Here is an 18,117-nt window from a genome sequence, read left to right on the forward strand (position 1 = left end):
TCTTGAGCAGGATCAACGTGGGCGCTGACGGGGTCGCGGGCGCATTGGTTCCCGCTGAACCCCGATCAGGCGGGTCCTTGTTCGTCCCGCACGATCGGGCAGCTCTCATCCTTCGCCCAGTGGGCGAAGCTCAGATAGTAAACCCGGACGTCGTCATAGCCCGCCCGCAAGGCGGCGAGGGCCGCAAGGGCCGCGCGCCCGCCGCCGTAATGGGTGACGACGCGGTCACCGGGGCCGAACCCGGCAGCGGACAGCAGCGCGTGCAGGTCGGCAACCGGCTTCAGGCGGCCCGAACCGAGGAGGTCGGCATGCGGCAGAAGCCGGGCACCGGGCAGATGCCCGCCCCTTGAATTCTGGCGCGGACCTCGCCGCTGAATTTCGCCGAGGTCCGCGCGTCGAGGATGTGGACCTTGCTCAGGTCGCCCTTCAATTCGGTGCGGTTGACGAGTCCGACCGGTCCAGTGCCGGGATGAGCCTGGAACGCCGCCGTTGGGACCGCCGGGCGAATGCCGGCGAGGCGACCCGGATACCCGGAGAGGGTTGGCCAGCCGCCGTTCAGGACCAGGGCCTTCACCCCGAAATATTGCAGGATGAACCAGACGCGGCCCGCGTCCGTCATCCGGCCGTCGTCGTTCACCACCACGGGAACCGCCGGATCGAGACCGAGCCCGCAGATGGCATCTTCCCAATAGGTGGACGTATCGAGGGATGTCTCGGCGACACGGGCCGCCGCCTCCCACGCCGCGATGGGCACGCGGATGGCGCCCGGCGCATGGCCCTTTTCGAACGCGTCCGGGGAACGGACGTCGAGGAGATGAAAGGCGCCGAGAAAGGCCAAAGCCGACGGCTCGATGACCGGATCCTGTAACATGGACATCTCCCGGATGGGTATCAGGTCAAGGTGTGCCGCAGGCCTCCGGCCGCGGCGAGCAGAAGCACCACGACGCGTGGCGGGACGCGCCACACGGTGAGCAGCAGGAAGCCCGCCAGCGCCACCACGAAATCGGGGGCAGCGAACACCGCTCCGGTGAAGACGAGGCTGTAGAGCGCGGCCCCGAGGATGCCCACGACGGCCGCGTTCGCGCCGCGCATGGCAGCTTGGGCCGGGCTCTTGCGCCGCAGCGTATCCCAGAACGGCAGCATGCCCGTCACCAGCAGGATGCCCGGCAGGAACACCGCCACGAGGGCGATGGCGGCGCCGGCGATGCCGTTCGGTTCCGGCCGCATCACGGCGCCAAGCCATGCCGCGAAGGTGAAGAGCGGACCCGGCACCGCCTGGACGAGGCCGTATCCGGCGAGGAAGTCATCGGGCGTGACCCAGCCCGGCGCCACCATCTCGGCTTGCAGGAGCGGCAGAACCACGTTGCCGCCGCTGAACACCAAGGCTCCCGCGCGGTAGAAGGCGTCGAAGAGCGCCAGACCCTGGGATCCGGTCGCCGGCGCCAGGATCGGCGCACCACCAGCAGCACCCCAGTCCGGCGGGACAGGGGCACCGGCGGGGCGTGGGACGGGACCTGCGCGCCACGTCCCACGCCGTTCGGGTCTGGGAGCGCGTCTATCAGATCCTCGTCATGGCCGACCGCGAGCGAAGCGGCAGGGCGGCGTCGCCCTCGCGGCGATCCTCGACAGCCAGTCGGTGCGCACCGCCGATCAAAAGGGGGCGCCAAGGGCTACGATGCCGGCAAGAAGATCACAGGGCGCGAGCGGCACAACCTGACCAACACCGACGGACGCCTGCTCGCGGTACGCGTTCATGCCGCCGACATCCAGGACCGTGACGGCGGCAAGCTGCCGCTCAAGGCCTCGCGCCGACGCTACTCGTTCATCGCCCGCGTCTTCGCCGATGGCGGTTATGCCGGGCGTCTGGTGGAATGGGCGGCGGACAAGACCCACATCACTCTCGAGGTCCTGCCGCGTCGATGGGTGGTGGAGCGGACCTTCGCCTGGATCTTGAAGAACCGCCGCCTCGTCCGCGACTATGAGCAGATCACCGCCGTCGCCGAAACCTCATCACCATTGCCGCGTCAGCCACGCTGCTCCGAAGATGGCAATGAGCCAATGCCCTTCTCAAACGCGCTCTTAGGCAAGGGCGTCTTTCGCCGCACGCATGCCGACAATCAGAAAGATTGCCGAGCCCGCGGCGATCGCAAGACCGAGCAGTTGGCCGGCGTCGACGCCGAACAGGCAGATCAGCGCGGCACCTACACCAACCAATCCGATGGCGATTCCGAGGAACGAGATCGCGCGCGATGAAAACGTCCCACTCGGGATCAGCGCTGGCCCGAACAGGAGCAATGCCCCTGCTCCGAAGGCGAAGGTTCCAGAAATGAACAGAGCATCGGAGAAACTCTTGGCCGCGACAAACCCGGCCTCCGAAGTGCCGCTCGAAGCGGCCATCACCAGGGTTCGCCCAACGAGCGCGTCTACACCGACGAAGATAATGTTGCTGAGCGCGATCCCGAGCCATCCCGCCGCCTTGATCGGCTGCCCGCGCAATACGAGACCAAAGGCGACCATCATCGCGGCCGCAGCGAAGATGACGTCCCCCGTCAAGCCCATCACGCCAATCCACCACAGTTGCATGCCGTCGCTCGCTCTCAGGGCTTCGAGCGCCTCCGGTAGCCGAGCCGTCACCACGGGCATCGCCGCCGCCGTGGGCGACGCCGCATAGAGCCCGCTGACGACGGCAATCATAACTGCTCCGAGCGCCACCCCGGCACCGCCAATCCGGATCGCGGCGCTTGCGGCGTCTTTCATCTCGACCTGCCCGCCTTCGGTCATGGCGCTTGTCCGAATTCTCAAATAGTTGCAAACTGAGACTATAACTGCAATAATTCCGACCTGCAACCATGCCAGGAAAGACCGATCTCGCGACGTTCAACTGCTCGCTCGCCCGCGCGCTCAATGACGTGGGCGACTGGTGGACACTCCTCATCATTCGCGATGCGTTCCTGGGGGCGCAGAGGTTTTCCGAGTTTCAGCGCAGCCTCGGCATGGCGCGAAATACTCTGTCGGATCGGCTTGGGCGCCTCTGTGCGGCTGGGGTCTTGCTGCGAGGCGGCGCGTTGGCGCGCCCGATCTATAGCCTCACGGAGAAGGGCCGCGCGCTTGCTCCGGCATTGGTCGCCCTTCAGCAATGGGGCGACCAATTCGCCTCCGAGAACCGCCCTCCTGTGGTGGTGACGGACCAACGTGGTCGCCGGTTGCCCAGGGTCAAGCTGGTCGACAGCGATGGCGCGGAGGTCGGCCCGGAGGATCTGCGTTTCAGGCCAGGTCCCGGCGCCGACGAGCGCACGCGCGCTCGATTTCAAGCAGTGAAATCCGTGCGGAAAGTGCTAAAGTGATTGTTAGCTGCCGAAGGCGCTGCGCCGAGCCTGATCTAGGTGTGCGCCACTTGCATCGGACGAGACTCGCGCCCGACCTCGCGAAAGCGGTCATTGCACCCGGCCGGCTCGGAAGGCATTCTGCATGCCATCGAGCATCGTTGCATGATGTTGAAGGATGCGTCTCTCATGGTCACGAAACGCGCTCAGGAGATTTGTGCTGTGCTGGTTCGGTTGGCTGCGCCTGACCTTAGTCCGAAGCAGCTGTTTGATGCGGTGCGACAGGAATTCCCTGACGCCACACGGAAAGAGATCGTCAGGGCAGCGTTCTTGGCAGTCATCACCACGGCGGACGCCGATTGCAATAAAGCCCGAAAGCTTCAGAGTTTTGCGTTGGCGGAGCGGCCAGTGGCCGGCACCGAGATATGAAGGATCAGCGATGATCAAGCGGCTCCGACGCCGATGGCAAGTCGGGCGGCGGCCGGGCGCCGATCGGTAGCGATCGTGCCGAGCGAGGTGCCGGTCGCGCCGAACTCCCCGCTCAAGGCAGCCGACGTGCTGTTCCGTATTGATCTTGCTCCGAGCGGCGTGTTGCGTTCGTCAGGAGGTGTGGATTGCAGAGGCCTTCGCAGGCAGCGGTATTTAAATCTATCCTTCAAATAAATGAAGCCGTCTCAATATGCTATTATATATTGATGATAATTTATGCGAGCGGCGCCATGATATATGACGCCGCTCAATTGGTTCACTTTCCAGCGCGCAGCTTCTCGGCCGCGGCTTTGTAGGCCGCGTAGTGGTCGCCTTCATCCGCCGCGATCTGCCGGAACAGTTCCGCGACCTTTTTGTCCCCCACCGCATTCGCCTGCTTGGCGAAATTCACGTACATCTCGGTGTTCTCGTAGTGCTCACCCGCCATGGCGTCGAGCAGGTTGGCCTCGTCGGTCTTGGCGAGGCCAAGGGCATCGGCCTCGCGGGCAAAATGCTCATTGGCTTCCACGTTCGCGCTCTCGTCGAACAGCTTTGCGATCTCAGGATGGCCGCTCTTGCGCGCGTGCTCAGCATACGCCTGGTACTTCAGGTTCGCGAAGGCTTCACCATGCATGGCCGCGTCCAGATTTTTCTGAGTCTGCGGGTTCAGCGTCTCAGCCGCAAAGGCAGGGGCGCCGGCGAGTGAGGCGCCGACGAGCGCACCGGCGACGAGAAGGTTGCGAATGATGGTCATGGATCGGTCTCCCAGGAAATCAAAGTGTCGCCCAGCGGAGCGGCGGCTTCTTCGATAGGCGCGCGACCTGACCAAGTCCTGACGACGACAAGTAGCCGACGGATCAGCCATTGGTATCATTGTATTCAGTTCGCCTCGCCCTTTCGTCAGGCTTTTGTCAGCAGCGCCCCTTAACAGAAGGCAGCGAGGGAGGCGCGGCCTTGGCCCGTCACCCAGAGTGAGGAGAAGCCAATGTTTCGCGATGTGCTGCTGACCACCGCCGCCGGCCTGTGCCTCCTCTCCTCCGCCGCCCTGGCCAGTCCCACCTGCACCAAGGAGCCACAGGAGAAGTGGCTGAGTGAGGAGACCATGAAGCAGAAGATTGCCGAGATGGGCTTCAAGAATATCAAGGTGTTCAAGAAGACGACGTCAGGATGCTACGAGATCTATGGCTACAACAAGGATGGTAAGAAAGCGGAGGTCTATTTCAACCCGGTGACCGGCGAGATCGTCGAGAATAACGTGGACTGAGTCATGTCCTCGCCATATCAAGCGCCCGCCACCTCTCGCACCGCAGCTGGACCCGGGGGTGCGGGCCCGGACACTGTAGCGGTGTGGGATCCACTGGTGCGACTCTTCCACTGGACGGTGATGCTGGGCATCATTTTGAACAGCTTTGCGCTGGAGGGCGGCAAGAGTGCCCATCGCTATGTCGGGTATGTCGTCGCCGCGGCACTGGTCGTGCGGATCGTGTGGGGTATCATAGGCAGCCGTCACGCCCGTTTCTCCGATTTTGTCACCTCGCCATGGGCCGTCCTGTCCCACCTGCGCGCCGTCGTCGCCCGCCGCGACCGGCGGTATGTGGGGCATAACCCGGCGGGCGGAGCCATGGCGCTGGCGCTCATGTGCCTCATCGCGCTCACCAGCCTCACCGGGTGGATGCAATCCCTCGACACCTTCTGGGGCGTGGAATGGGTGCAGGAGGCGCACGAGATTGCAGTCTATCTTATTCTCGCCCTGGCGGCAGTGCACGTGCTCGCGGCTATCACCGAGAGCGTGGCGCACCGGGAAAACCTGCCTCTCGCCATGATTACGGGGCGCAAACGCCGCGCGTCTGGAACGGACATCGACCATGCGGGTCCTGCTTGCCGAGGATAATCCCCGCCTCGCGAGCCTGATCGCGGAAGGTCTGGAAGCGGAGGGTTTCGTGCTCGAGCGCTTCGGCAGCTTGAGTGCCGCGCGCGAGAGCGTGGCCGTCGACCGATACGACCTCTTCCTCATCGATCTCGGCATGCCGGACGGGGACGGGATCGATTTCGTCCGCGCCGTGCGGCGCGCGGGGAACACGACGCCGATCCTTGTGATCACCGCCCGCAACGGCCTTGGCGACCGGGTGGGAGGTCTGGATTCGGGCGCAGACGACTATCTGGTGAAACCCTTCGACATGCCCGAGCTGGCGGCCCGCTGCCGTGCCCTGCTGCGCCGCCCCGGCGCTTGCCTCGGCACGACCTTGAACGTCGAGAACCTCGACTTCGATACCATCGCGCGGGAGGTGCGGATTTCCGGCCAGGTGATCCACGTGCCGCCGCGCGAGTGCGCCCTGCTGGAACGCCTGATGCGCCGCGCCGGCCATGTGGTCAGCAAGGCCAGCCTCGAGGACACCATGTATGCCCTTTCCAGCGAGGTCTCGCCCAATGCTTTGGAGGCGGTGGTTTCCCGCCTGCGGCGACGCCTGGTCGCCGAGAAAGCGCGGGTGGTCCTGCATACGGCCCACGGCATTGGCTACATGCTCGCACCGGCTGCGCAGGCAGGACAGGTGGAACGGGGTGCCCCGCGATGAAGCACGGCCCGGCTTCCGGCACGCCCCGCACGCTTTTCTTCCGCCTTTCGGTCCGCCTGGCGTTGGTGGGGCTCGTGTTCCTGGTTGTCGAGCTGGCGGCCGTGGTGTGGATGTATGTCCGCAATTCCAACGAGCTTGACCAACTGCTGGTGACCGCCGAGGCAGACCGCATCGCCGGCGACATCCCTCAAATGCAGGCCAATGGTGCCGTACCCGAAGCGCTGCGCCAGCCAACCGCGGCGGGAACGCGGCGCGCATTCCTGATCCATGAGCGCGGCGGCGGCGTTATCGCCCGCTTTAATGACGGCGACCTGAAGATCGCTGACGAGCCGCCCGCCTCATTCCTGGTGATCCGCACCCAGCGGGAAAGCTGGGGGGATCGCTTCCTGCTGAGCGGCACCCGCCGGGTCGCGGTGGGGCAGCATCCGTTCTGGATCACGGTGGCCATCTCCGGCCACGGCTTCCAGCCGTTCGTGCCGGTGATCTTCAATGAGATCCGCTTTCATGTGATCTTTCCACTTCTGCTGCTTTCGTTGATGTTCCTGTTGTTCAACTTCTCCGTGGTGCGATCGACCTTGCGTCCCCTGCAAAGGACCATCACCGCGATCAACGCCATCGATCCCGCCCAGGTGGGGACCCGCATCGAGGCGGAGGCCTCCTCCCGGGAGGTTGCGGCGCTGGTGAGCGCGGTGAATGCCATGCTGGAGCGCATTGAGCGCTCAGTGCGCGCACTGAAGGATTTTGCCGGCGACGCCGCCCATGAGCTGCGTACGCCGCTCGCCGTGATGATGCTCTCCATCGGCAAGCTGCCGGACAGTCCGGAGAAAGCGAAGCTGGAGGTGGACGCCCAGCGCATGAAGCGGCTGGTGAACCAGATGCTCGACATGTCCTACGCCACCGCTCTGGAGCTTGACCCGGACCGGCGCGCCGATCTCGCTGCCATCGCCCGAGAGGTGGTGACGGAGCTCACCCCGCTGGCGGTCGCGCGTGGGCACTCCATCTCGTTCATGGACCAGGGCACTGCGGCGGTGCACGGGCATGGCGAAGCCATCGGACGAGCGCTGCGCAATCTGGTGGAAAACGCCCTGACCCACACTCCTGCGGGCGCCCCCGTGGAGGTCACCGTCGGCCCCGGCCCGCAGCTCGATGTGCGCGATCACGGGCCGGGCATACCGGAAGATCGCAGGACCGAGGTTCTGCAGCGCTTTCGCCGCCTCGACCGGAGCCAGCCCGACGGCGCCGGGCTGGGGCTCGCCATCGTCTCCACCATCATGACACTGCAGGGAGGTGTCATGCGGATCGAGGATGCTCACGGGGGCGGCGCGCGCATCCGCCTTGTTTTCCGGGAAGGCGGACCAGCGATCCCGACCTGAGTCATGAGGCGTACGTCGCCCTTCAGATCCCGCTCCGAGGCGACCATTGGTCCATTGCGCTCAATAGGCCAATTAGTTTAGAGCAATTCTAAAATTTGGCACGACTGATCAAGTCTGGAATGGAACATGGGTGCGCGGGAAATTACGGCGAACTTCGAACGGGCACTGGAGGTCGCTGTGCCGTCGAAAGGATGCAGTGACCCCGTACACACTCAGCAGCCGTTTGACAGCTTGGCGATAGTGCGGATCGTTGTCGCCTTGCTCGGTGCCGCCGCCGTTTGGTTCAAGGTGTACGAACCGTTTGCCTCCGTCAGCGTCGTCGGTCTCGTCGCCTTGGCTTTTGCCTCCTGGCCGATCTTGAGCGAAGCTGTGCGGAATCTGATGGCCCGCCGGATGACCATGGAACTCTCCATGAGCATCGCCATCCTCGCTGCCGCTGCCGTCGCCGAGATCTTCACGGCTCTGGTGGTCACGGTGTTCGTTCTGGTGGCGGAGGAACTGGAGCATCTCACAGTGGCGCGCGGACGCAGCGCCATCGGCGATCTGGTGGACTTCGTGCCCAAGACCGCTCGGGTGCGGCGGGATGGCGGAGTCCTTATTTTGCCGCTGGAGCAGGTAGTTGCTGACGACCTGGTGCTGGTGATTCCGGGGGAGAAGATCCCGGTGGACGGCGAGGTCGTCGGTGGCCATTCCTACGTGGACCAGTCGCGCATCACCGGTGAATCCATGCCGGCGGAAAAGGCCGAAGGCGCGCCAGCGTTCGCCGGCTCCATCAACCAGATGGGGGTCCTGGAGATCCGCGTCGAGCGGGTGGGGCGCGACACCAGTTATGGCCGCATCATTGATGCGGTCGAGGCGGCCGAGCAGACCCGGGCACCGGTGCAGAAGCTGGCCGATCGATTGGCCGGGTACCTGGTCTATGTCGCCTTCGCCGCCGCGATGCTGACATATCTGCTGACGCAGAACATTCGCGACACCATCTCGGTCATCATCGTCGCCGGCGCCTGTGGCATCGCGGCGGGAACCCCGCTGGCCATCCTCGGTGGCATCGGCCGGGCGGCGAAGCTCGGCTCCATCATCAAGGGCGGCATCCATCTGGAGACCCTGGGCCGGATCGATACGGTGGTGCTGGACAAGACCGGCACCCTCACCATGGGCGAGCCCAGGGTCACCGCGCTCGAATGCGCGGAAGGCGGGGATGCGGCCGACCTTCTGCGGCTCGCTGCGGCAGCGGAACTGCGCTCGGAGCATCCGCTCGGTCGGGCCGTGGTGGTGGAGGCAGAGCGGCGGGGGCTCGCGGTGCCCGAGGCCAACGCCTTCCTTTATACGGTGGCCCGTGGCATCTCTGCCGATGTGGAAGGCCGTGCGGTGCTGGTGGGCAACCGCAAACTCTTGTCTGACGCAGGCATCACTGTTCCCGCCCGGACTGAGAATCATGTCGGTTCCGACATCGTGGTGGCGGCGGACGGGCGCTATGTGGGCCAGATCATCGTCGCCGATCCGCTGCGCCCGGAGGCGAGCGCGGCCATGGCCGCGCTGCACGCCATGGGGGTGCGCACGGTGCTGCTCACCGGCGATACCAAGGCGGTTGCCCAGCATGTAGGCCGCAACCTTGGAATTGGCGAAGTGGTCGCCGACATGCTGCCAGAGGACAAGCTGACGCGAGTTCAGGCTTTAGTGGCCGATGGTCGCAGTGTTGCCATGGTGGGCGACGGGGTCAATGATGCCCCCGCGTTGACCGCAGCGAGCCTGGGCATTGCCATGGGTTCAGGCACCGACATTGCCCAGGAAAGCGCTGACATCGTACTGATTGGCAACGATCTGTTCAAACTGGTCGAAACGCTGCGGATCGCCCGCAAGACCCGCGCCATCATCTGGCAGAACTTCTCCGGCACCCTGATGGTGGACGCCGTGGGCATCGGCCTCGCCGCCTTCGGCTATCTCAACCCGCTGCTGGCTGCGGTCATCCATGTGGGTTCGGAACTGGCCTTCCTAATGAACTCTGCACGGCTCCTGGCCCCGGAGGGTGCAAAGGCACCTGCCAATTCAATTTACGCGCCAGTACATGACTCCCCCAGAAGGCACGACAATGCATCCTCTTCATCGCGAAAATCACCTGATTGAGCGTATCGGCTGGCTGCGGGCTGCTGTCCTTGGAGCGAACGACGGGGCCGGCGACTATCAGGGCGATCTGTTCGGCAATGACTGCGAGGGGATGTGCGGTGTCTGACCCCCGGAACATGGACGTGCGTTTCATCGCGATCACCCGCGCCGAACTGAACGACTGCCTTGTCCGCTGAGGACATCGCATGGGCGAGGTCCGCCGGCCGAACTCCGGTTGGTCGCACGGCCTCGTCCGTGACGGCACGCTTGTCGGGGTGACGGCGACCGACCGCCTCATTCGCGAAACCGTCGCCGGCTTCTCGCGGAACGATGCGGTCGAGCTCTCCCGCCTCGTCCTGCGCCCCTGAGCGCCATGACCGCACCCGGCCGACCGGCGCGACGGCGACGGTCGATCGGCAGGCGCTGATCCACTTCCTCATGGACTACGCGCGCATGCCCGAGGCGCTCCGCAACCGGGGCGAGGTGGAGATCAAGGAACCCGACAGCTGACGCGCCACGTCAATCACCGGCACAAGGCGCGCATGCCCATGCATGCGGATCCACGGACAGGTGCGAAGGCACCCTGTCGCGCCCTCCTATCTGGGTTTCCTCCGGGAGGCCTGCTTCGCATCGGCGAGAAGATCATCCCACCCATCTGGAGGATTGCCGTCGTTCAAGCGGCGCAGGAAGACCGCGTAGGGATCGCTCCGTGAGCCTGCCTTGCGAAGCGTGTTCTCGTCGTTCACCCAAGCGTAGATGATGATGCGGCTGGCGCTGTCGAACCGGAAGAACAGGCGAAACCTCTGCAGGAATTTCGCCTGGCGCCAGTGGCGATGTGACGGGCCGAGCGTGTTCCCGAGCTGATAGGTCGCTGCATTGGGATCGCGGGGAATCTCATCGAGGATGAGATTGAGAATCCGCGCCAGCAGCTTCGCCTTGGGATGACTGGAGGCATCGTCCGGCCGCTCGGCCGCCAGACGCACCAACTCCGCCTCAAGGCCGTCCAGGGCTTCCGAAAACGCCCGCGCCCGGAAAAGCTTCCAGCCGCGCCGCTCGGCAAAGGCGTCGCCGGTCGATGTCACAGGGTCACGTCGTCCGGGATCACATCGTCGTCGGACACCTCGACGTTGCCGGTGAGGGCCTGCAGACGGGCGATGGCGGCCTCGGTGAAGGGGCGCAGGCCCTCCGGATGCTCGCCCATGTCGCGCTCGAGAAAGGAGAGATAGGCGGCAACGACCGGATCGCGTTCCACACCGTCGCGCGTCTCTTCCTCCCCATTGGGGTCGAGCGTCACCAGGAGGCTGCCGGGCCCGATGACCTGGGCGCGGATCTTCGCCCGCTGACGAAACTCCGGATGCGCCTTGAAGAGCGCCTTGTCGAGCCGCAGCGCTTCCGAGCGGCCCGTCGTCGTGATCGATCCCTTATACTCCGGCTGCGACATGGTCGGTCTCCTCGATTGATACGTGAAATAATACGTGTAGCACTCGCGTGCAAGCGCCGAGTCCGGAAGGCGGCCGCCGGCTGCGCGGCGCGTCGGCGAGAGGCAGAGGAGGGCGGGGGACTCCGCGACGGGTGAGGAGGTTCGGAGAGAGGCTCCGGGCCGCCCCGCCATGGAGAACCCACATGGCGAAGGCCCCACAGAAGATCGCGTTGAGCGAGGCCGAGAACATCCCTTATGACAAGCTCGTTCTGAGCCAGAGCAATGTGCGGCAGGTGAAGAACGGGGTGTCGATCGAGCAGTTCGCCGAGGACATCGCGCGCCGGGGACTGCTGCAGAGCCTCAATGTCCGGCCCGAGCGCACGGCGGACGGCGAGGAGACCGGCCGCTTCGAGGTCCCTGCCGGCGGTCGGCGCCTGCTCGCGCTCGGCCTTCTCGTCGCGCAGAAGCGCATGATGAAGACCGCGCCGACGCCCTGCATCGTCAAGCGCACCAGCGACACCTCCGCCGAGGAGGATTCCCTGGTCGAGAACCTCCGGCGCAAGGACCTGCACCCGCTCGACAGCGTCGCCCTGGTCGATATGACGTTCGCGCCGACCGTCCATGGCGTCGCGGACCTCTTGTCCGAAACCGCTTGGAGCGAGATCCTATGTCTCAGTAGAAACCAGCCGCCGGTCGTGCCAGGTCGCGCCATCCGCCCCGATCTGCTTTTCCAGATCGAAGGTCGAGAGGATGCGGATATTGGCCTGATGGTTGCGGCCTGCGTCATTGGCCGCCGCCTTGCTCTCAAAGTCTTCGGGGATTCGCGCGGGACTTCACCGCGTCATATAGCTCGGTGAGGTTCAGATGGCGCTCGTCATCGGGGCGCGAGAACCATTCTGACGATACGCGGCCGATCCGCTCGCCGCGCGTGACGTCCACGCGGAAGCCGTTGGAAACAGGCTCCCTTGCGCCGCGCGAGGGTGGCGCCCTTAGCAAACCGGCCCCGTGTGAGCGTCAGCGGGAGCCGGGCACCAAGATCCGATCAGGTTCGCGTTTATTCTGCTAAGCTGATGCCTTGGGAAGAACTTTTGCAGAGGATTCAATGACAGAAGCCGCGGAAAGACCCGAAGATTTGCCTCGGCTCCTGGTCGAGCGATTAATCACCCGAGACGCGGACGGGATCGCCGCGCTCTATGAGGAAAATGCGGTCATGGTTTTGCCTGATGGGAACGTCGCTGTGGGCAGACCCGCCATTGGTGATGCGTTTCGAGGCTTCCTCGCATCACAGCCGGTAATAAAGCCTGGGTCACAAGCTCAAGTCCTAAAGAGCGGAGAGCTTGCAATCACTTCGGCCCAACTTCCAGACGGCACCATCACAGTTGAAGTTGCCCGCCAACAAGCCGATGGATCATGGCTCTGGGTGATTGATCATCCGGCACTCTATCCGGGGCCGAAAGCCACCTCCCTGTCGGAGAAATCCTAGATTCTGCGACTGCTCTCCTTTGGTGCCGGCGCAGTGGATACGACCTGAAATAATAGGAGAGCTGCGCCAATGACAAAGTCCGTCGAATTATTGCTTTACTCCCTGCAACCGGGAACCGGCGACGAGTTCCATACGATTATGCAGACAGTGAGCGTTCCGCTGCACCAGAGCGTTGGTATGGACGTGGTGGCTTACGGCAAGTCAATTCACGATTCAGCTGCTTACTACCTGATCCGGGCCTATGATGACCTGGATCACCTCGAAACCTCACAAAACGCTTTTTATAAGAGCGATGCTTGGAGAAGTGGGCCGCGAGCTGACATTATCGCGCGGATCGCCACCTGCCTGAAATCGGTGATCTCTATGAGCCTGACTCACAATGAGCGATCTCGATGGTGCGCTCGAAGTCCTTGGCGTCATCCGGATCTCGTGTGCAGCACTTGAAGCCGATTGGATCAACCCATCGTGCTGGGTGCGCTCCGGATTGCAACGTCGATGGACTTCAGCGCGGGTATGAGGTCCTTCGTGATGGTGACTGGCGATCTAGCCGCAGGCTCAGCATAGTTCGGGCCATGCGCCGCTACCTTGTCGCAGCCGCTGCCTGGAATAGCTGCTCCCGTAGCCAGGCATGACCCGCATCCTCATGGTTCCGCAGATGCCACAGGGCCGTCACCCGCGCCGGCGGGATTTCGAGCGGCGGCGCAAAGAGCCTCAGGGACGCTGTGTAGCGGGCAAGGAACCGCCCGGGCAGAGTGCAAAGAAGATCGCTGGTGGCAATGATGGTGGGTGCGACCGCGTAGCTCTGGACGGACACGCCCACGCGACGCTCGCGGCTCAGTTGGCGCAATGCGTCATCGACGATACCGTGAAAGGCAAGTCCCTCGGCCGAAACCAGCAGATGCTCGTGCTCGCAATACTCGTCGAGCGTCAACGCGCCCTCGCCGCGCGGGTGGTCTTGCCGCTGCGCGGTCACGAAGTTGTTTTCAAACAGCGTCCGACTGAGCCAGGCATCCCGCGCGTCGCTGTCGATGCCGACATAGATGTCGACCTTCCCGCTCTCGAGCAAGTCAGGCATTCGTGCCTTGTCGGGCAACGCAAACACCAGCCGAACACCGGGCGCCTGCGCGCGTAGGCGCGGCACCAGGTCCGGAGCCAGCATCACCGCCGGGTTCTCGTGCAAAGCGATCGTGAACACGCGGGTGCTCGTGGCGGGATCAAAGCGTCCGCTCGACGCGACCATGGCGGTTAGATTGGCGAGCACCGTGCCGAGTAGCGGCTGGAGCGCTAGCGCTCGCGGAGTCGCGAGCACGCCGCGACCGTTCGGGGCCGGAATGAAGAGTCGGTCCTCGAAAATCGCCCGGAGCCGCGTCAACCGCGCCGACAAAGCGGGCTGTTGGATGTGGAGCCGCTTTGCCGCACGGGTGACGTTCGATTCGATCAGCAACGCCTCAAAAGCGAGCAGCAGATCGACATCGATCCGGTTGAGCAGTTCGGGGGAGTGACTATCCATTCGGCGTGGGATCCTACCTTTCGAGAAAGTGGTCCACTACATCGTCTCGGCCGTCGCATAGGCGCGGGCTGTCGCCGGACGGCTCCGCACTTGGCCGAACCACCGCTGCAGGGCAGCGAACTCACCCAGCGATTGCCCCGCCGCCTCGTGGAGCGTGATCCAAGGGTAGCAGGCGGTGTCCGCCACAGGATAGCCACACCCCGCGACGAACGGCTGATCACGGAGACGCCGCTCAAGGATGCCGAATAAACACGTGGTCTCGTTAAGGTAGCGGTCGATGGCGTAGGGCGTAGGTTCGGGGGCGAAGCGATCGAAGTGCAGGTTCTGTCCCATCACGGACCCGAGGCCAGCCATCTGCCAGGACAGCCATTGCACTACCTCCAGCCGTTCACGAGCGGCATCGGGGAGCATTGTTCCCGACTTCTCCGCGAGGTAAAGCAGGATCGGGCCGGACTCGAAGATCGACACGGGTTGGCCGCCATCGATCGGCTGGTTGTCGACGATGGCAGGGATGGGATTGTTGGGCGCGATGGCCAGGAAGTCGCTGCGGAACTGTTCGCCTTTTCCGATATTTACCGGATGGAGGGTGTAGGACAGGCCAGCCTCCTCCAGCATCATCGTGACCTTGTGGCCGTTCGGCATCTTCCAGGCATGGACGTCGATCACCATCCGCCTCCCGTGTGTGCGCTGAACAGAGCAATCGTGCGTTCGAAGGCAAGTTCGGAACTTGGCCCGTGATAGTCGTCACGTCGGTCCGAGTTAAACCCGTGCCCGGCGGGATAGAGCTGGACATCGACATCGGGCCTGGCACGCGTGAACGTCTCGACCGCACCGAGCGGAATCTCGGCATCGTTTCGCCCGAAATGGATGAGGGTCGGGCAACGAGGGACGTTGCTCGCCTGTGACGGGATCATTGAGCCATAGTAGCAAGCTGCCGCCACTAGCCGATCCGAGCGGACCGCCGTCGCCCAGGCGGCCGAGCCGCCATAGCAATAGCCGGTGATGACCACCGGTCCCGACGAAGCAAGCCAGTCGACGCATCGTTCGACGTCCGAGAGCGTTTGTTCAAACGAGTGGGCGTGCACCAACCGCATTGCTTGAGCGATGTCCTCGGCCGAGTAGCTGAGGTCAAGGCCCGGGGCCTCCCTGTCAAAGATGGCCGGCGCGAGCACCTCAAAGCCGTGGCGAGCGAAGCGGTCGCACTGCTCGCGAATGTGCGTGGTCAATCCAAATATTTCTTGGATCAGCACGAGACCGCCGCGCCACGCCCCCTGTGCCGGGACGTGGTAGGCTGCCAGTTGAGCGCCATCGGCACCGACGAAAGCGACGAGGTTGCCTAAAGACGGATACGTGGCGATCATGCTCGTCCCCACTTTCGGTCAATTGGCGGTGCGGTTTGTGTAGGTCACCGGCACCCAGGCGAAACCCGCGCCGTCGGCCTGGACGTGGCCGACCCCGGGAAAGGGCATGTGCGGCACCGCGATCAGCGTGCGCTCACGCGCGAACCGGCCAAACGCATCGGCCCGCACAGTAGCAGCGCGGTTCGCGTCCTGATCGTAGGTGATGGTGGTCGCAACTGATGGGAATTGGACGGCCGCCGAGTGGACGATGTCGCCGACAAAGACGATGGATTCGCCCTTGCTCTCCAGCGTGTAGAAGGCGCTGCCGGGCGTGTGGCCCGCGTGAAACGTCGCGATAATGCCAGGCAGGACCGCGCCATCCTTGGTGATCGGGATAACCTTGCCTGCGTCGAGGTATGGCTTCATCACCAGCGCGGCCACGTCGAAATGCTGATGATCGTAGTGGGTGCGCTCGGCGTTGGTCGGATCGGCGAAATAATCGAGGTCGGCCTTTCCTACGTGGACCACCGCGTTGGTGAAGACGCGCTGTCCGCCGCGCACTAGGCCGCCGGCGTGGTCGGAGTGGATGTGGGTGAGCAGGATGTCGGTGACTTGCTCGGGCCCGACCCCCGCGCGGCGCAGGCTGTCAACGAGCTTGCCGCCGGCACTAGGTCCGAACAACTCCCCCGAGCCCGTATCAATTAGGACAAGGCGGCCGGGCAGCTCGACGAGGTAGGCATTGATCGAGGCCTCGACCGGGTTCGTCTGGAAGTTGCGCGCAAGCAGCGCATCGATTCGGGCCGGCGTCGTTCGCTGAAGGAGATTGTGCAGGTCTTGCGGCACCGAGCCGTCAGACAGAGCGATAACGCGTACGTCACCGATTGCGAACCTATAGATGTCTCCTCCCTGCTCGGTGACGCGCGTGATTTCGGGAGCGGCCCGTTCGCTCGCAGCAAAGGTCGGTCCAGAGGCGAGGGCAATCGACAGGGCTAGGGTGCTGAGAAGAGTCATTTTGCGCATGTGGGTTGTCCTACGGTTGAGGACACGGAAACTAAGTTGTCGCTACCCATGCGTGAAGACAAAGCAGATTGATAGAAGCCATCGACACGATCAATGGCGCGACCGCTGGAGCTTCTACACCCAGTGTTGGCCTCAAGTAATGAAAAGACCTGCTGATACGCATAAGCGGACATAAAGGGAACACGGCGGCTTCGGTTTCTTCGTTAAAGCAAAGGGTTGCCGCTTTTTGATGGACTGCATGAGGGAGCGGGTGGGATCACGGAAAACACTTGTTTTCCGACGGGCTGTGGAATGTTCGCGCCGATATTCGTATAAAGGACCGTCGCGAGGCCATCGAAGTCCAAGAGCGTCTCGACGACAACCCGGTCGGCATTTGGCTGCTTGGGAGACACATAACATCTCGCCGATCCGACAGCATGGATCTCCCTTCGATAGAGCCGATCGGTTGCCTCCCTCACATCGAGGGCGATGACAAGGATCTGGGCTTTGACCGACGAGCCGCCTGCGCTCGGGACAAGCGTCGGCGCGCCCTCTCGCGATCGACTTTGCCGCGCAAACTCAACCGGGAATGGCGTATGGCAGGGAATACGCGCGACTATGACGGGCTCGATTTCGGCACCGGGATCGCCGATCAACGAACCGTATGCGAGTATTCCGACCGCCCCGCCCATGCCTTTGAAATCCCTCGGGGACAATCCTGCTGAAGAAAGCTGCTCTTGCTCTCCGGCAATATGCCGCCTATATCTAAGGCACGTTGCCGTTGACTGCAAGGAGGCTCTCATGTCGATTGCCATCGTCGAGGAGGTTGCCCGCAAGCTGGGAGGCCAGAGCGTGCTCGGCACGGTCGTGCGCTCGCAGGCCGACCTGGCCCTCGCCGTCCGCAACAGGCTTCCGCTGTCGGCTCTTCGTGGGCTCAGTCAGGCGGGCATGAGCGAGCAGGAGATCGAGAGGTTCGTGATCCCGCAGCGCACCCGCCGCCATCGTGCCGACAAGCAGCAGCCGTTGACGATCGATGAATCGGATCGGGCCGTGCGCCTTCTGCGCGTGCAGTCCCTGGCCGAGCAGACCTTTGGTGATCAGGTGAAGGCCAACCGCTGGCTGCGCCGCCCGCTCACCGAGCTCGGCGGCGAGACGCCGCTCGTCGTGGCGCAGACCGAGGCTGGCGCGCGCGTGATCGAGACCATCCTCGGCAAGATCGCCTGGGGCGCGGCCGCCTGATGCGGCTCTGGCGCCTGTCGGGCCCACAGCATGCGCAGGCGCTGGACGGCGGCTATGGCCTGCATTTCGACGGCCGCTGGAACACCGTGGGCCATGCCGTCACCTATTGCGCGACGTCGCCCGCGCTCTGCGTCCTCGAAAAGCTCGTCCATGTCGAGGATCCCGCGCTCCTGCCGGAACTGGTCATGATCACCTATGAGATCCCCGACACTGTCGAAATTGAAGACGTACCGTTGGAAGGTCTCCCGACCGATTGGCGGCGGCACGAGGCCTGGAGTCAGGAGAA

Annotated in this window: 25 protein-coding genes and 5 pseudogenes; 17 read left to right on the forward strand and 13 right to left on the reverse strand. The window is 64.0% G+C overall.

The features are described from left to right. Nucleotides 1-65: 65 nt before the first annotated feature. The 3 genes and pseudogenes from V5F77_RS26385 to V5F77_RS26395 all read right to left on the reverse strand — a co-directional run. Nucleotides 66-377, reverse strand: coding sequence for a rhodanese-like domain-containing protein (locus V5F77_RS26385; RefSeq protein ID WP_429008112.1), 312 nt, complete (start codon nt 375-377; stop codon nt 66-68). Next, nucleotides 281-871 carry a sulfurtransferase gene (locus tag V5F77_RS26390; RefSeq protein ID WP_429008093.1) on the reverse strand — a complete coding sequence of 197 codons (591 nt, stop codon included), beginning with the start codon at nt 869-871 and terminating at the stop codon, nt 281-283. The genes V5F77_RS26385 and V5F77_RS26390 overlap by 97 nt, the downstream gene beginning before the upstream one ends. A 20-nt stretch (nt 872-891) precedes the next feature. Continuing rightward, a pseudogene (locus V5F77_RS26395) lies at nt 892-1,452 on the reverse strand (chromate transporter); the annotation flags it as partial. Here V5F77_RS26395 and V5F77_RS26400 point away from each other — a divergent pair. After that, a pseudogene (locus tag V5F77_RS26400) lies at nt 1,342-1,821 on the forward strand (transposase); the annotation flags it as partial. The pseudogenes V5F77_RS26395 and V5F77_RS26400 sit on opposite strands and share 111 nt — an antisense overlap. 258 nt (nt 1,822-2,079) lie before the next feature. Here V5F77_RS26400 and V5F77_RS26405 read toward each other — a convergent pair. Further along, nucleotides 2,080-2,781 carry a hypothetical protein gene (locus V5F77_RS26405; RefSeq protein ID WP_429008094.1) on the reverse strand — a complete coding sequence of 234 codons (702 nt, stop codon included), beginning with the start codon at nt 2,779-2,781 and terminating at the stop codon, nt 2,080-2,082. Between the two features lie 68 nt (nt 2,782-2,849). Here V5F77_RS26405 and V5F77_RS26410 point away from each other — a divergent pair, with 68 nt between their 5' ends. The 3 genes and pseudogenes from V5F77_RS26410 to V5F77_RS26420 all read left to right on the forward strand — a co-directional run. After that, complete coding sequence (locus tag V5F77_RS26410; protein ID WP_429008095.1) at nt 2,850-3,344, forward strand: winged helix-turn-helix transcriptional regulator; 495 nt, start codon at nt 2,850-2,852, stop codon at nt 3,342-3,344. 168 nt (nt 3,345-3,512) lie between these two features. Beyond that, the gene (locus tag V5F77_RS26415) at nt 3,513-3,752 is read left to right on the forward strand and encodes a hypothetical protein (RefSeq protein ID WP_041578165.1); all 240 of its coding nucleotides are present in this window, start codon (nt 3,513-3,515) and stop codon (nt 3,750-3,752) included. A gap of 57 nt (nt 3,753-3,809) precedes the next feature. Then, nucleotides 3,810-3,905, forward strand: a pseudogene (locus V5F77_RS26420) (efflux transporter periplasmic adaptor subunit); the annotation flags it as partial. A 163-nt stretch (nt 3,906-4,068) separates the two neighbouring features. Here V5F77_RS26420 and V5F77_RS26425 read toward each other — a convergent pair. Then, the gene (locus V5F77_RS26425; RefSeq protein WP_348848559.1) at nt 4,069-4,545 is read right to left on the reverse strand and encodes a rubrerythrin family protein; all 477 of its coding nucleotides are present in this window, start codon (nt 4,543-4,545) and stop codon (nt 4,069-4,071) included. Nucleotides 4,546-4,776: 231 nt separating this feature from the next. On the opposite strand from V5F77_RS26425, the gene V5F77_RS26430 reads away from it, so the two are divergent. From V5F77_RS26430 to V5F77_RS26445, 4 genes are read left to right on the forward strand one after another with little or no spacing between them, the layout of a single operon-like run. Then, nucleotides 4,777-5,055, forward strand: coding sequence for a PepSY domain-containing protein (locus V5F77_RS26430; protein WP_011993054.1), 279 nt, complete (start codon nt 4,777-4,779; stop codon nt 5,053-5,055). Nucleotides 5,056-5,058: 3 nt separating this feature from the next. Further along, the gene (locus tag V5F77_RS26435; RefSeq protein ID WP_429008096.1) at nt 5,059-5,682 is read left to right on the forward strand and encodes a cytochrome b/b6 domain-containing protein; all 624 of its coding nucleotides are present in this window, start codon (nt 5,059-5,061) and stop codon (nt 5,680-5,682) included. Beyond that, entirely contained in the window at nt 5,657-6,364 is a 708-nt protein-coding gene (locus V5F77_RS26440; RefSeq protein WP_011993056.1) for a response regulator transcription factor, read from the forward strand. The genes V5F77_RS26435 and V5F77_RS26440 overlap by 26 nt, the downstream gene beginning before the upstream one ends. Continuing rightward, nucleotides 6,361-7,737, forward strand: coding sequence for a sensor histidine kinase (locus V5F77_RS26445; protein ID WP_429008097.1), 1,377 nt, complete (start codon nt 6,361-6,363; stop codon nt 7,735-7,737). Before V5F77_RS26440 ends, V5F77_RS26445 begins: the two co-directional genes overlap by 4 nt. 212 nt (nt 7,738-7,949) lie before the next feature. On the opposite strand, the gene V5F77_RS26450 is transcribed toward V5F77_RS26445, so the two are convergent. Continuing rightward, nucleotides 7,950-8,150: a hypothetical protein gene (locus V5F77_RS26450; RefSeq protein WP_429008098.1), complete on the reverse strand. Its 201-nt coding sequence runs from the start codon at nt 8,148-8,150 to the stop codon at nt 7,950-7,952. Here V5F77_RS26450 and V5F77_RS26455 point away from each other — a divergent pair. The 4 genes and pseudogenes from V5F77_RS26455 to V5F77_RS26470 all read left to right on the forward strand — a co-directional run bounded on the left by V5F77_RS26455 (nt 8,149) and on the right by V5F77_RS26470 (nt 10,350). Beyond that, nucleotides 8,149-9,861 carry a heavy metal translocating P-type ATPase gene (locus tag V5F77_RS26455; RefSeq protein WP_429008099.1) on the forward strand — a complete coding sequence of 571 codons (1,713 nt, stop codon included), beginning with the start codon at nt 8,149-8,151 and terminating at the stop codon, nt 9,859-9,861. The genes V5F77_RS26450 and V5F77_RS26455 overlap by 2 nt on opposite strands. Next, nucleotides 9,827-9,907: pseudogene (locus tag V5F77_RS26460) on the forward strand (VIT1/CCC1 transporter family protein); the annotation flags it as partial. The gene V5F77_RS26455 and the pseudogene V5F77_RS26460, both read left to right, overlap by 35 nt. Before the next feature lie 139 nt (nt 9,908-10,046). Then, nucleotides 10,047-10,208 (forward strand): hypothetical protein, encoded by a 162-nt coding sequence (locus V5F77_RS26465; RefSeq protein ID WP_429008100.1) that lies wholly within the window; start codon nt 10,047-10,049, stop codon nt 10,206-10,208. Next, complete coding sequence (locus V5F77_RS26470; protein WP_429008101.1) at nt 10,171-10,350, forward strand: hypothetical protein; 180 nt, start codon at nt 10,171-10,173, stop codon at nt 10,348-10,350. Before V5F77_RS26465 ends, V5F77_RS26470 begins: the two co-directional genes overlap by 38 nt. Nucleotides 10,351-10,436: 86 nt before the next feature. On the opposite strand, the gene V5F77_RS26475 is transcribed toward V5F77_RS26470, so the two are convergent. Together V5F77_RS26475 and V5F77_RS26480 are read right to left on the reverse strand one after the other, a co-directional pair. Continuing rightward, on the reverse strand, nt 10,437-10,922 hold the full coding sequence (locus tag V5F77_RS26475) for a type II toxin-antitoxin system YhaV family toxin (protein ID WP_429008102.1): 486 nt from the start codon (nt 10,920-10,922) through the stop codon (nt 10,437-10,439). Continuing rightward, entirely contained in the window at nt 10,919-11,281 is a 363-nt protein-coding gene (locus tag V5F77_RS26480) for a type II toxin-antitoxin system PrlF family antitoxin (RefSeq protein ID WP_429008103.1), read from the reverse strand. The genes V5F77_RS26475 and V5F77_RS26480 overlap by 4 nt, the downstream gene beginning before the upstream one ends. 182 nt (nt 11,282-11,463) lie before the next feature. Between V5F77_RS26480 and V5F77_RS26485 the strand changes: the two are divergent. From V5F77_RS26485 to V5F77_RS26500, 3 genes and pseudogenes are all read left to right on the forward strand, one after another. After that, nucleotides 11,464-11,754: pseudogene (locus tag V5F77_RS26485) on the forward strand (chromosome partitioning protein ParB); the annotation flags it as partial. Nucleotides 11,755-12,362: 608 nt separating this feature from the next. Continuing rightward, entirely contained in the window at nt 12,363-12,743 is a 381-nt protein-coding gene (locus tag V5F77_RS26495; protein WP_429008104.1) for a YybH family protein, read from the forward strand. 69 nt (nt 12,744-12,812) lie between these two features. After that, complete coding sequence (locus V5F77_RS26500) at nt 12,813-13,187, forward strand: hypothetical protein (protein WP_429008105.1); 375 nt, start codon at nt 12,813-12,815, stop codon at nt 13,185-13,187. 136 nt (nt 13,188-13,323) lie between these two features. Here V5F77_RS26500 and V5F77_RS26505 read toward each other — a convergent pair whose 3' ends face one another. The 5 genes from V5F77_RS26505 to V5F77_RS26525 form a co-directional block, all read right to left on the reverse strand. Continuing rightward, entirely contained in the window at nt 13,324-14,253 is a 930-nt protein-coding gene (locus V5F77_RS26505) for a LysR family transcriptional regulator (RefSeq protein ID WP_429008106.1), read from the reverse strand. 36 nt (nt 14,254-14,289) lie between these two features. After that, the gene (locus V5F77_RS26510) at nt 14,290-14,919 is read right to left on the reverse strand and encodes a glutathione S-transferase N-terminal domain-containing protein (protein WP_429008113.1); all 630 of its coding nucleotides are present in this window, start codon (nt 14,917-14,919) and stop codon (nt 14,290-14,292) included. Continuing rightward, nucleotides 14,916-15,614 (reverse strand): dienelactone hydrolase family protein, encoded by a 699-nt coding sequence (locus tag V5F77_RS26515; protein ID WP_429008107.1) that lies wholly within the window; start codon nt 15,612-15,614, stop codon nt 14,916-14,918. Before V5F77_RS26515 ends, V5F77_RS26510 begins: the two co-directional genes overlap by 4 nt. 18 nt (nt 15,615-15,632) lie before the next feature. Further along, nucleotides 15,633-16,613, reverse strand: a complete 981-nt coding sequence (locus V5F77_RS26520; protein ID WP_429008108.1) for an MBL fold metallo-hydrolase — start codon at nt 16,611-16,613, stop codon at nt 15,633-15,635. 203 nt (nt 16,614-16,816) lie between these two features. Continuing rightward, complete coding sequence (locus tag V5F77_RS26525) at nt 16,817-17,284, reverse strand: gamma-glutamylcyclotransferase family protein (protein ID WP_429008109.1); 468 nt, start codon at nt 17,282-17,284, stop codon at nt 16,817-16,819. 109 nt (nt 17,285-17,393) lie between these two features. On the opposite strand from V5F77_RS26525, the gene parS reads away from it, so the two are divergent. Together parS and V5F77_RS26535 are read left to right on the forward strand one after the other, a co-directional pair. Then, nucleotides 17,394-17,831 (forward strand): type II RES/Xre toxin-antitoxin system antitoxin, encoded by a 438-nt coding sequence (parS, locus tag V5F77_RS26530; protein ID WP_429008110.1) that lies wholly within the window; start codon nt 17,394-17,396, stop codon nt 17,829-17,831. Continuing rightward, nucleotides 17,831-18,117, forward strand: a 287-nt coding sequence (locus V5F77_RS26535) for an RES family NAD+ phosphorylase (RefSeq protein WP_429008111.1), incomplete at its 3' end; no start/stop codon positions are given. The genes parS and V5F77_RS26535, both read left to right, overlap by 1 nt.

This window comes from Roseixanthobacter psychrophilus (assembly GCF_043195195.1).
Lineage (GTDB): Bacteria > Pseudomonadota > Alphaproteobacteria > Rhizobiales > Xanthobacteraceae > NCEH01.

Coding starts and splice junctions, on each gene's coding strand:
- V5F77_RS26390 (WP_429008093.1), bottom strand. CDS start 871: ATGTTACAGGATCCGGTCATCGAGCCGTCGGCTTTGGCCTTTCTCGGC.
- V5F77_RS26405 (WP_429008094.1), bottom strand. CDS start 2,781: ATGACCGAAGGCGGGCAGGTCGAGATGAAAGACGCCGCAAGCGCCGCG.
- V5F77_RS26410 (WP_429008095.1), top strand. CDS start 2,850: ATGCCAGGAAAGACCGATCTCGCGACGTTCAACTGCTCGCTCGCCCGC.
- V5F77_RS26415 (WP_041578165.1), top strand. CDS start 3,513: ATGGTCACGAAACGCGCTCAGGAGATTTGTGCTGTGCTGGTTCGGTTG.
- V5F77_RS26425 (WP_348848559.1), bottom strand. CDS start 4,545: ATGACCATCATTCGCAACCTTCTCGTCGCCGGTGCGCTCGTCGGCGCC.
- V5F77_RS26430 (WP_011993054.1), top strand. CDS start 4,777: ATGTTTCGCGATGTGCTGCTGACCACCGCCGCCGGCCTGTGCCTCCTC.
- V5F77_RS26435 (WP_429008096.1), top strand. CDS start 5,059: ATGTCCTCGCCATATCAAGCGCCCGCCACCTCTCGCACCGCAGCTGGA.
- V5F77_RS26440 (WP_011993056.1), top strand. CDS start 5,657: ATGCGGGTCCTGCTTGCCGAGGATAATCCCCGCCTCGCGAGCCTGATC.
- V5F77_RS26445 (WP_429008097.1), top strand. CDS start 6,361: ATGAAGCACGGCCCGGCTTCCGGCACGCCCCGCACGCTTTTCTTCCGC.
- V5F77_RS26455 (WP_429008099.1), top strand. CDS start 8,149: ATGAGCATCGCCATCCTCGCTGCCGCTGCCGTCGCCGAGATCTTCACG.
- V5F77_RS26450 (WP_429008098.1), bottom strand. CDS start 8,150: ATGGAGAGTTCCATGGTCATCCGGCGGGCCATCAGATTCCGCACAGCT.
- V5F77_RS26465 (WP_429008100.1), top strand. CDS start 10,047: ATGGGCGAGGTCCGCCGGCCGAACTCCGGTTGGTCGCACGGCCTCGTC.
- V5F77_RS26470 (WP_429008101.1), top strand. CDS start 10,171: ATGCGGTCGAGCTCTCCCGCCTCGTCCTGCGCCCCTGAGCGCCATGAC.
- V5F77_RS26480 (WP_429008103.1), bottom strand. CDS start 11,281: ATGTCGCAGCCGGAGTATAAGGGATCGATCACGACGACGGGCCGCTCG.
- V5F77_RS26495 (WP_429008104.1), top strand. CDS start 12,363: ATGACAGAAGCCGCGGAAAGACCCGAAGATTTGCCTCGGCTCCTGGTC.
- V5F77_RS26500 (WP_429008105.1), top strand. CDS start 12,813: ATGACAAAGTCCGTCGAATTATTGCTTTACTCCCTGCAACCGGGAACC.
- V5F77_RS26505 (WP_429008106.1), bottom strand. CDS start 14,253: ATGGATAGTCACTCCCCCGAACTGCTCAACCGGATCGATGTCGATCTG.
- V5F77_RS26515 (WP_429008107.1), bottom strand. CDS start 15,614: ATGATCGCCACGTATCCGTCTTTAGGCAACCTCGTCGCTTTCGTCGGT.
- V5F77_RS26520 (WP_429008108.1), bottom strand. CDS start 16,613: ATGCGCAAAATGACTCTTCTCAGCACCCTAGCCCTGTCGATTGCCCTC.
- V5F77_RS26525 (WP_429008109.1), bottom strand. CDS start 17,284: ATGGGCGGGGCGGTCGGAATACTCGCATACGGTTCGTTGATCGGCGAT.
- parS (WP_429008110.1), top strand. CDS start 17,394: ATGTCGATTGCCATCGTCGAGGAGGTTGCCCGCAAGCTGGGAGGCCAG.